The organism is Tahibacter caeni (genome assembly GCF_024609805.1).
GTDB lineage: Bacteria > Pseudomonadota > Gammaproteobacteria > Xanthomonadales > Rhodanobacteraceae > Tahibacter > Tahibacter caeni.
In genome coordinates, this window is record NZ_JANFVR010000666.1 from 1 (window position 1) to 1,090 (window position 1,090).

A 1,090-nucleotide genomic window follows, 5' to 3' on the forward strand; every position below is an offset into this window, starting at 1 on the left:
CGCCGACAAGCCCGATCCGCAGCCGGCCGCCGGCGCGACGCCGCGCGGCTACGACGCGCTGCCGAACTACACCGGCGGCGGCCGCGCGGTCGCGACCGCGGCGCACCTGTCGGCCGACTACGGCCTCAGCGAACGCGCCGCCTGGGTCATCGAGCCGCTGCGCCTGCGCTGCCTCGTGTTCGCGCTGCCCGAGCAGGCCGACCGGGCGCAGCTGCTCGCGCGACTGAAGAGCGACCAGCGCGTACGCCTGGCCCAGCCGCTGCAGGAATTCGAAACCCTGGCGGGCGTCGCCGCGCCGCCGGTCGCCGCCGCGACGCCGGCGCCGGACTACAACGATCCGTACGTCGGCCTGCAGCACAGCTTTTCGACGATCGCCGCGGGCGCCGCGCAGCGCGCGACGCGCGGTCAGGGCGTGCAGATCGCGCTGATCGACACCGGCGTCGACGCGGCGCATCCGGACCTGGCCGGCCGCATCGTGCAGCAGCGCGATTTCGTCGGCAGCGCGGCGGAGGCCGCGGCCGAACGCCACGGCACCGAAGTCGCCGGCGTGATCTCGGCCGTGGCCAACAACCGCCTCGGCATCGTCGGCGTCGCGCCCGACGCGCAGCTGCTGGCCTATCGCGCCTGCTGGACGACGACGCCGCAGGCGGCCAGCGCGCGCTGCAACACGTTCACCCTCGCGCTCGCACTCGGCGCCGCGCTGGCCTCCGACGCGCGCATCATCAACCTGAGCCTCGGCGGCCCGGCCGATCCGCTGCTGCAGCAGCTCGTCGCACAGGCGCAGGCGCGCGGCATCGTGGTCGTCGGCGCGGTGCCGCCGGACCGGCGCATGGACGGCTTTCCGGTCGGCATTCCCGGCGTCATCGCGGCCGACGCGGCCGAGGACGCCGGCGCGTCCGTCGCCGTGCTGCGCGCGCCGGGCCGCGACGTGCTGACCCTCGAACCCGGCGGACATTTCGACTATGCCTCGGGCAGCTCGCTCGCGACGGCCCACGTGACCGGCGCGTTGGCCCTGCTGCTCGCGCTGGATCGCCGCGGCCGCGCGGCCGATCTCGCGGCGCTGCTGCAGCGCAGCCAGCAGGAGGCCGGC

General features: G+C 76.1%; 1 protein-coding gene. It reads left to right on the forward strand.

The annotated features are described in order from the left end of the window. On the forward strand, positions 1-1,090 hold a 1,090-nt coding region (locus NON22_RS24705), incomplete at both ends, for a S8 family serine peptidase (RefSeq protein ID WP_257389630.1).